The sequence below is a fragment of the Halomonas sp. BC1 genome (assembly GCF_002078135.1).
Classification (GTDB): domain Bacteria; phylum Pseudomonadota; class Gammaproteobacteria; order Pseudomonadales; family Halomonadaceae; genus Vreelandella; species Vreelandella stevensii.
Genome location: NZ_LFGS01000002.1, coordinates 107789 through 117610 on the forward strand (window position 1 = coordinate 107789; position 9822 = coordinate 117610).

At 64.2% G+C, this 9822-nt stretch carries 7 protein-coding genes; 2 read left to right on the top strand and 5 right to left on the bottom strand.

The window, feature by feature from the left end; genetic code table 11:
- From B7L72_RS00635 to B7L72_RS00655, 5 genes are all read right to left on the bottom strand, one after another.
- On the bottom strand, window positions 1-351 hold a 351-nt coding region (locus B7L72_RS00635; RefSeq protein WP_254893722.1), incomplete at its 3' end, for an aldo/keto reductase.
- Between the two features lie 17 nt (window positions 352-368).
- On the bottom strand, window positions 369-1334 hold the full coding sequence (gene glk, locus B7L72_RS00640) for a glucokinase (protein WP_081191995.1): 966 nt from the start codon (window positions 1332-1334) through the stop codon (window positions 369-371).
- Window positions 1334-3235, bottom strand: a complete 1902-nt coding sequence (edd, locus tag B7L72_RS00645) for a phosphogluconate dehydratase (protein WP_081191997.1) — start codon at window positions 3233-3235, stop codon at window positions 1334-1336. The genes glk and edd overlap by 1 nt, the downstream gene beginning before the upstream one ends.
- A 200-nt stretch (window positions 3236-3435) precedes the next feature.
- On the bottom strand, window positions 3436-6567 hold the full coding sequence (locus tag B7L72_RS00650) for an efflux RND transporter permease subunit (RefSeq protein WP_081191999.1): 3132 nt from the start codon (window positions 6565-6567) through the stop codon (window positions 3436-3438).
- 8 nt (window positions 6568-6575) lie between these two features.
- The gene (locus B7L72_RS00655; protein ID WP_081192001.1) at window positions 6576-7652 is read right to left on the bottom strand and encodes an efflux RND transporter periplasmic adaptor subunit; all 1077 of its coding nucleotides are present in this window, start codon (window positions 7650-7652) and stop codon (window positions 6576-6578) included.
- Window positions 7653-7810: 158 nt separating this feature from the next.
- On the opposite strand from B7L72_RS00655, the gene B7L72_RS00660 reads away from it, so the two are divergent.
- Both B7L72_RS00660 and B7L72_RS00665 read left to right on the top strand, forming a co-directional pair.
- Window positions 7811-9286, top strand: a complete 1476-nt coding sequence (locus B7L72_RS00660) for an efflux transporter outer membrane subunit (RefSeq protein ID WP_254893723.1) — start codon at window positions 7811-7813, stop codon at window positions 9284-9286.
- A 109-nt stretch (window positions 9287-9395) separates the two neighbouring features.
- On the top strand, window positions 9396-9822 hold a 427-nt coding region (locus B7L72_RS00665), incomplete at its 3' end, for a nicotinate-nucleotide--dimethylbenzimidazole phosphoribosyltransferase (RefSeq protein WP_176212809.1).

Here is a 9822-nt window from a genome sequence, read left to right on the forward strand (position 1 = left end):
CAGCGCCAGCGCGGCGGGGGTGCTGCCGAGCTCGCCTGCCAAACGGTTCAGCGCGCGGCTGACCTCGCCCTGCATCAACTGGCCGCCCGCGCTCGGGTTGTCGTTGGCAATGCTGGCTTTGGTGACCACGTGGAGCCGCTTGGCCAGCGCCGGGCGGGCACGTAGCGCCTGGCCGAATAGCGTTTCGCAAGCTCCGCTGCCGTAAATATCGGCATGGTCGAACCCGTGCAGGCCTTGCTCCAGTCGGGCTTCGATCCAGTCGGCCAGCTGGCTCGCCTGGTGCATCTCTTGCGCTTCATGCAGGCGCATCATGCCGAGTACGAACGGCACGTCAAAGGTCACAGCAGCCATGGCGTGTTTCCGTCGGTTTAAAAGACTTCTTCGTTATGCAGCGCTTCGGCGGCACCCAGCAGGCCGGTCCACGGGTGGGTCACGATCCACACCGGAATATCGGCGTTGTACGCCCCCATGCGCCCCTTGTTGACGAAGCTGGCGCGCAGCTCGCATTTAGGCAGCCACGCCAGCAGCCGGGGCAGAATGCCGCCGCACAGATACACGCCGCCGCGTGCGCCCATGGTCAGGGTGGCGTCACCGCAGACGTCGCCGAGGATTTTCAAAAAGCGCAGCAGGGTGGCCGTGGCCAGGGCGTCGCCCTGATTGGCCGCTTGGGTGACCTCGGCCGGGGTTTCGCAACGTGGCGCTTGGCCTTCCAGTGCGCAGTGGGCCTGGTAGAGTTCCAGTAGCCCCTGGCCGCACAGGATGCGCTCGACGCTGACCCGCTGGTGGCGCTGCAGGAAAACATCCAGCAGCGCCCGCTCGGTGGTGTCGGTAGGTGCAAAGGTGACGTGGCCACCTTCGGTGGGCAGCGGAATCCAGGCGTGCTGGCCGGGAAACACCCCGGCCACGCCCAGCCCGGTGCCCGGGCCGATGACCAGACGGGTCGAGTGCGACTGGGCGACGCCGGGCTGCACTTCGACGAGGTTGTCTTCACCCACGTGGGGTACGCCCAGCGCCTGGGCAGTGAAGTCATTGATGACCTTGAACAGCGACAGGTTCAGCGCCTGCTGGACGTCGCTTTTCATGAAGTCCCAGTGGTTATTGGTCATTTTCACCCGCTCGGCGTGCACCGGGCAGGCGAAGGCCAGGCAGGCCTCCTCGGGGGCGTTATCCCCGGTCGCGCCCACGCGGGCGAGGTAATCCTGAATCGCCTCGACCACGCCGGGGTAGTCTGCGCAGGGCAGGTTGAGGATATCGTGGGGCGTTACCTCGCCCGGCGCTACCAGCGCCAGGCGAGCGTTGGTGCCGCCAATATCACCGATCAGTGCCGGTCGCATCAGGCGTCCTCTTGAAAGATCTGACCTTCCTGGCGGGCCAGGTCATCGGCTTCGAATCCCCCCAGCGAACCGGCTCCCTCTTCACCGCGCATGGCGAGATGACGGAAGCCTGCAAACAGCTCGCGGCCCAGGCCGACGTGGTAGTGGTCGAGACTGGCAACGGCCAGCGGACGCTCGGCCCAGGTAGCGGCATCCACCTTGACTTCCAGGCTGCCGGCATTGGCATCCAGGCGCACCACGTCGCCGTCGCGCAGCTTGGCCAGCGGGCCGCCGTCCAGCGCTTCCGGGCTCATGTGAATGGAGGCAGGCACTTTGCCCGACGCGCCGGACATGCGGCCATCGGTGACCAGCGCGACTTTAAAACCACGATCCTGCAGCACGCCCAGGAAGGGAGTGAGTTTGTGTAGCTCGGGCATGCCGTTGGCTTTCGGGCCTTGGAAGCGCACCACCACGATTACATCACGGTCCAGGTCGCCCGACTCAAACGCCGCTTTCATTTCGTTCTGATCCTCGAAGATCTTCACCGGCGCTTCGACCACTCGATGCTCTTCGGCCACCGCCGAGACCTTGATCACGCCTCGGCCCAGGTTGCCTTTCATGACGGTCAGGCCGCCAGTGGGGGCAAAGGGCGTGGCGACCGGGCGCAGCACTTCTTCGTCCAGGCTCTTCTCCGGGCCTTCGCGCCAGACCACTTTGCCATTTTCCAGGAAGGGCTCCTGGGTGTAGGCGGTCAGATCGGTGCCGAAGACGGTGGGAATGTCGCCGTGGAGCAGGCCAGCGCCCAGCAGTTCGCGGAACAGGTAGCTCATGCCGCCTGCGGCCTGGAAGTGGTTGATGTCCGCCTGGCCGTTGGGGTACACCTTCATCAGGCTGGGGGTCACCGCCGAGAGATCAGTGAAGTCGTCCCAGTTCAGGGTGATGCCCGCCGCTGCCGCCATGGCAATCAGGTGCATGGTGTGGTTGGTCGAGCCGCCGGAGGCCAGCAGGCCGACCACGGCATTGACGATGGCGCGCTCGTCGATCTGCTTGTAGAACGGACGGTACTCGCCGCCTGCTTCGGTATTGCGAATGGTCTGTTCGGTGGCGTAGCGGGTCAGCGCTTCGCGCATCTCGGTGCCGGGGTTCACGAACGACGTGCCCGGCAGGTGCAGGCCCATCACTTCCATCATCAGCTGGTTGGAGTTGGCGGTGCCGTAGAAGGTGCAGGTGCCGGGGCTGTGGTAAGAGTCGGACTCTGCCTGCAGCAGCTCTTCGCGGCCCACCTTGCCTTCGGCATACAGCTGGCGAATGCGCGCTTTCTCCTTGTTCGGCAGGCCGCTGGGCATGGGGCCTGCGGGTACGAACATGGCGGGCAGATGGCCAAAGCGTGCGGCACCGATGAACAGGCCCGGCACGATCTTGTCGCACACGCCCAGGTAAATGGCGGCGTCGAACATGTTGTGTGACAGCCCCACCGCCGTGGCCATGGCAATCAGGTCACGGGAGAACAGCGATAGTTCCATGCCCGGCTGGCCCTGGGTTACGCCGTCACACATGGCCGGTACGCCGCCCGCAAATTGCGCGGTGGAACCCATGGCCCGCGCCGCCGCCTTGATGGTTTCCGGGAAGGTTTCAAACGGCTGGTGGGCCGACAGCATGTCGTTGTAGGACGAGATGATGCCCAGGTTGGCGCTGTTCATCAGCTTCAGGGCGTCTTTTTCCTGGGGGCTACAGGCAGCAAAGCCGTGGGCCAGGTTACCGCAGGAGAGCTCGGCACGATGCACGCCACGCTTGTGCTGGTCGGCCATGCGGCGCTCGTAGAGGGCGCGGCGCTCGGCAGAGCGTTCACGAATGCGTTGGGTGACTTCCGCGACCTTGGGATGAAGGGCTGCGGGGGTAGAACCAGACGTTGAACCAGGCATAGAAACCTCTGCATGAGTAGAGACGGTGAAAGTATCTTGTAGTTATTTTACATTTTATGGCGCCAATAATAGAGACCTTACGGCAATAAAAAGCCGATTTATAGCTTAAGTTGTAGTTTTATTACCCGAAAGGATGAGCCGGGTGACCCCGGCCCCGGCCCATGATGGCTAAAAAGCGCTCATGGGCCGAACGCGCCTGCTCAGGACTCGACCTCATCGCTGCTGATATGGAACAGCATGGCATACAGGGTGGGTACGGCAATCAGCGTCAGCAGCGAGGCAAACGCCAGACCGCCCATGATGGTCACCGCCATGCTGTTGAAGAAGGCGTCGGCCAGCAGCGGCAGCATGCCAAGGATAGTGGTGCCAGCGGCCAGAAAGACCGGCCGCAAGCGGCTGACGCTAGCGTCCACCAGTGCAGAAAAGCGCGCCTTGCCCTCCTTGATCTGCCCGTCGATCTCGTCCACCAGCACGATGGCGTTTTTCATCAGCATGCCCGACAGGCTGAGCATGCCCAGCAGGGCGGTAAACGAGAAGGGCAGGCCGGTTACCAGTAGGCCAATCACCACGCCACACACCGACATGGGCACCACCAGCCAGATGATCAGCGGCTGCTTGAGCTTGCCAAACAGCAAAATCGAGGTCAGCAGCATCACCAGCAGGCTGATGGGCAGCTGCTGGGCCAGCGCCTCCTTGGCATCGCCGGAATCCTCGTGTTCACCTCCCCAGCTTAGCTGGTAGCCCGGTGGCAGCGTCATGGCCTCGATCTCTTCGCGAATGCCGTCGAACGCCTGGGCGGCGGTATAGCCCTCGGCGGGGTCGGCCCCGACGGTCAGCGTGCGCACCCGGTTGCGGCGTTGAATCAGCGCTTCCTCGCTATCGGTATCGAAGGAGGAGACCACCTGGCTGATGGGCACGAAGCGCTGCTGCGCGGCGCTCCACACGTTGCGGTTTTCCAGCAGCGCCACATCGTCCCGCTCGGCCGCCGGTGGGCGGGCGACGATGGGCAGCAGGTGCTCGCCTTCACGGTAGGTGCCTGCCCGAATGCCCGACGAGGCAAACTGCAGGGTCTGGGTGATGTCTTCACGGCTGACCCCGGCAATGCGGGCGCGCTCCTCGTTGATGCGCGGCCGCACCACCAACTCCTGCTGACGCCAGTCGGTGCGCGGGTCGATCAGGTAGGGGCTGTCGGCCATGATGCGCTGGGCCTGGTCGGCCAGCGAGCGCAGCACTTCCGGGGAGGGCCCCTGAAAGCGCGCCTCGATGTCCGCACCATCGCCTGGGCCGAACTGTAGCCGCTGGGTGCGTACCTGTGCGCTGGGAAACGCTTCGTTCAGCTCTCGGTAGAAGCGCTGGTCCAGCGCGGGAATGGCGTCCAGGTCTTCGGTACGCACGATGAACTGGGCATAGGCGGTGTTGGGCTGCTCCGGGGCGTAGGTGAGCATGAAGCGGGTAGCGCCCTGGCCGATGAAGCTGGCCACCGATACCACGTCCTCCTGCTCCAGGATATACGCCTCGATATCGGCGGCGTAGTCGGCGGTCGAGCGAATGTCGGTGCCCTGGGGCAGCTCCACATTGACGAAGAACAGCGGCGTGTTGGAGTCCGGAAAGAACGACTGGGGTATCAGGCTGAAGGCCCACAGGCACACGGCGGTGATCAGCACCAGCGCGCTGACGGTGATGATGCGTATGCGCAGTGCCAACAGCAGCACCCGGCGATAGGCGCGATAGAGCAGGCCGCCGTACAGCTCGCGCTTGCTGGGCTCGTCGTCGTTCTCCTCGTTCTCCTCGTTCTCGTGCTGGCGCTCGCCTGCTTGCTGCTCGTCAGCGGGCTGGTCCTCGTCGTCGCCTTTTTGGCGCAGCAGGTAGTAGCCAAACAGCGGGGTGACGGTGATCGCCAGCAGCCAGCTCAGCATCAGGGAGACCAGAATGACCATGAACAGCGAGTAGAGAAATTCGCCGGTGACATCGTCCGACAGGCCAATACCGGCAAAGGCCATGATGCCGATCACCGTGGCGCCCAGTAGCGGCAGCTGGGCACGCTTGGCGGCGCTGCCTGCAGCCTCCTTGGCGCGCTGGCCGCGCTTGATGTTGGTGACCATGCCTTCGGCGACCACGATGGCGTTATCCACCAGCATGCCCATGGCGATGATCAGCGCCCCCAGCGAGATACGCTCCATCTCGATGTTTAACAGCCCCATGAACAGCAGGGTGCCCAGCACGGTGAGCAGCAGGGTACTGCCGACCACCACGCCGATGCGCCAGCCCATGGCCAGGCACAGCACCCCGATCACGATGGCCACCGACATGGCCAGGTTGAGCAGGAAGTCGTTGATGGCATCGTTGACCACATGGTGCTGTTCGTAGAGAGGATGTAGCTCTACGCCCAGCGGCAGGCGGCTTTTCAGCTCTTCCATGCGGGCTTCGACGGCTTCGCCCACTCTGATGATGTTGTCGTTGGCGGCGCCCGCAATGCCGAGTGTGAAGGCATCCTCGCCGTTATAGCGAATCAGCTGGTTGGGCTGGTCGCTGGGCTCGCGGTAGACGGTGGCGATATCCATCAGCGACACCTGTTCGGTGGTGCCGGGGCGGCCGATGCGAATGGCTTCGATCAGCGCGGTGCTGTCGATGTCGCTACGCGCCACCAGCCGCACCTGGCGTTCCCCTACCCGCAGGCTGCCCGCGTTTTCCACGGCGTTTTCGGTCTGGATGGTGTTGATGACCTGATTGATGGGAATGCCCAGGGTGGTCAGGCGCTCGTTGGAGATGTCGATGTAGATGGTCTCTTCCCGCTCGCCTGCGGTGGTCACCCTGGCCACGCCGGGTACTGCCAGCAGCTCGCGCTGAAGAAACGTCGAAATGTCGCGGATCTCCCGCGTGGTGAGCCCATCGGCCGTGACTGCATAGAAAAGGCCGTACACTTCACCGAAATCGTCGTTGACCTGGGAGCCCAGCACCCCCTCGGGCAGGTCGCCCTGGGCATCGTTGATCTTGTTGCGCAGCTCATCCCAGATTTGCGGCAGTTCGTGGTTGCGGTAGCTGGAGTGGACTTCCACCTGGATTTCCGAGCGCCCAGGTAGCGACTTCGACTTGATGACGTCGATCTGCTCCATTTTCTGGATAGCGCGCTCAAGGCGTTCGGTGACCTCATTTTCTACTTCTGTCGCGGTGGCGCCAGGATAGGGCGTATTAATAATCGCGTTAGGGATGGTGAAGGATGGGTCTTCGAGTTTGCCGACGGCGTTATATCCCCACAAACCACCAAATAAGCAAATTAAGACGATTAGCCACGTGTTTAAAGGCCGTTCTATGGACAGCTTTGCGATATTCATAAGGCCTCCTAGAGCGCGGCTTTGAGCGGTTTGACGCGCATGCCGTCGCGCAGCAGGTGTACCCCGGCCGCCGCAATCGACTCGCCAGGCTGAACGCCTGCCACCAGCATCACGGCGTCGTCGCTCAGCTCACCCACGGTGACCTCCCGGGGCGATACCGTGCCCTCGTCGGGGTCGTAGACCCACACGCGAAAATCACCGCTCTCGGTGGTGTCCAGGGCGCTGGCTGGAATCATCATCACCCCGGACACCAGCCGCTCGGCGGGCTCGATGAACACGGTGGCCGTGGTGCCGGGCAGCGCCACCAGGTGCTCGCCTTGGGCGGGCGCGAACTCCACCTGATAGGTCTGGGCGACCTCGTCGGGCTCGGTGATGTGTTCGCGGTACTCCAGCGCAATGCGCTCGCCGGGCAGCGTGGCGATCTCGGCTTCGGCGTTGAAACCGTGTTCGCCATCGAGATGCTGCATCAGCGCTTCGGGCACGTTGATGCGAATCCGCAGCTCCGAGATGTCCTGAATACGGACGACTTCGGCATTGGGCGGCAGCGTGGTGTGGTTTTCCACCAGGCGGCGGGCAATCAGCGCATCAAAGGGCGCGTACAATGAGGTGTAGGCCAGCTCCTGGCGGGCGCTCTCCAGCTGGGTAGCGGCCAGCTCGGCATCAGTGCGGGCCGCTTCCAGCACCGAGGCGGAGACGGCGTTATGGCGATACAGATTTTCCTGCCGCTGCAGATGCTGACGGGCCTGGGTCAATTCCGCTTCCGCGGCGCGCACCTGCAAGGCGTAATCGGTTTGATCGAGCTGGGCGATCAGCTCGCCTTTGGCCAGCGTGGTGCCCTGTACGGCTGGAAAGGTGGTCAGGCGCCCGCCCACCTGAAAGGCCAGATTGACGGTGCTCACGGCATCGACGCGACCCACGAAACGACGGCCCGAAAAGGCCTGCTGCTGGCCGGTCTCAAACAGTTTGACCACCTGAGCCGGAGGCTCGGGGGGCTCTTCGGCGTCTCTGCAACCTGCCAATAACGTCACGCATGCCAGCAACCCGGCCAGAGTGGGTAGCCACTTCCCCTTGCGGATGAACCTCATTCAATGCCTCCCTGCAAGTCAATGGGGGATCACGGTGGTGTGATGTATCCCCTGTTTCGTCAGCCCCCTATAATAGGCTATAATAGGTACTCTTAGCCACTTCGAACAGGTGTTTGGTTTAACGCCGCTCTAAATCGGTATTCACCCGAACTGCAAGGATGATCAGCGTGCACAGGAATCGCCCGTGGGGACCCCGCCTCAAACCGTTCACCGCTGCCTCGACGCTGGCCTTGCTGCTGGCAGGCTGTGCGGTCGGCCCGGAGTATCAAGCGCCCGACATCGAGCTGCCAGAGAGCTGGCCTGCCCATATCACCCTGGAGCAGCAGGCCCGTGACGACTGGCACCGCTGGTGGCAGCGCTTCGAAGACCCGGCGCTGAACCGGCTGGTCGAGCGCGCCAGCGAAGACAATCTCGAACTGGCGATTCAGTTGGCGCGCATTCGCGAGGCCCGGGCCCAGCTGGGGTTTGCCGATGCCGAGCGCTTTCCCACCGTGGGCTATCAGGCCGAAGCCAACCGTGAGCGCACCCCGGGGGCGGCGCTGCCCATCGATGTTCAGCCCGTGCAGGAGCTGCTGACCTCCACCAATAATCAGTACTCCCTGGCCGCCAGCCTGGAGTATGAAATCGACCTGTGGGGGCGGCTGGCCAACCAGCGTGCTGCGGCCATGGCCGCCCTGCAGGAGAGCCTGTTTGCCAGAGACGCCGCCGAGCTGGGCGTGATCGGTGACGTGGTCACCACCTACGTCAGCCTGAAAAGTGCCGAAGCCCAGCAAGCGCTGATGGAAGAGACCCTGGCCGCGTACCAGGAGACCTATCGCCTTCAGGCGCTGCGCTTCGAGCATGGCGACATCAGCGAACTGGAACTGCGCCAGGCCGAAGCCGAGTGGCGCAACCTGCAGGCAGAGCTGCCGTCGCTCAAGCAGCAGGTGGAAACCCTGCGCGGGGCCCTGGGCACGCTGGTGGGCATGTCCCCTGATGAGCTGCTGACTACCCTGGACACTGGCACGTCGCGGCTGGATGACCTGGCCCAGCCGGTGGGCATACCTGCCGTGATGCCGTCGGCGATGCTCCAGCGCAGGCCCGATATTCGCTCGGCAGAAGCGGCGCTGATTGCGGCCACCGCCCAGATCGGCGTGGCCGAGGCCAACCGCCTGCCGTCGCTCAATCTCAGCTCCTTTTTGGGCACTGCGGCCGCCAGCACCAGTGATCTGTTCAGCGATGTGGCCCGCACCTGGGGCGTCGGGGCCTCGGTGATGGGGCCGCTGTTCGACTTCGGTCGTAGCCAGTCCGGGGTGGAAAGCGCCGAAGCGCTGGCCGAACAGGCCGAAGCGCAGTATCGCCTGACCGTGCTGACCGCTTTCAACGAAGTGCGCGATGCGCTCTACAGCTACGACTTCAGCGAGCGACGGCTGGCCGCCATCGACGAACAGCTGGAGGCCGTTGCCCGCACCCGGGAGCTGGCCGTGCTGATGTACGACCAGGGGCAGGTGAGCCAGCTGGAGCGCCTGGACGCCGAACGCAACCTGCTCTCGGCCCGTTTGGCCCAGGCCGGTGCGCGCCGTGAACAGCTGGCGGCCACGGCCACGCTGTTCAAGGCGCTGGGGGGTGGCTGGCAGGAAACCCCCGTTTACTGATTGCCGGTACGGTAACCACAGCCCGGGCGGCTCCGCTGGCCGCCCGCATCTGTTACCATGCTGCGCTTGCGATCACTTCATCTCTGGTTTTGCTGCCACTGGAGCTGCCATGCCTCCCTGCGCGTCCTCTGCTGCCGCTTCTGACTCCCTTGCCGCTTACCCCTGGCTACCCGACATCGGCCCCGTCGATGCCGCCGCCGCTGAGCGCACCCGTGCCTACCTCGACACTTTGACCAAGCCGCCTGGCAGCCTGGGCAGGCTCGAAGCGCTGGCGATTCAGCTCAGCGCTATCACGGGCAGCGCCCGCCCTCGGGTGGATAGCCCCACCGTGGTGGTGTTTGCCGCCGACCACGGCGTGGCCGCTGAAGGCGTGTCGGCGTTTCCCCAGGAGGTGACCGCGCAGATGGTCGCCAACTTCGTTCAGCAGGGCGCGGCCATCAACGTGTTTGCCCGCCAGCTGGGCGCTCGGGTGGACGTGGTGGATGTCGGGGTGGCGTCGCCGCGACCGCTGCCGGGAGCCACCGATGCCCGCGTGC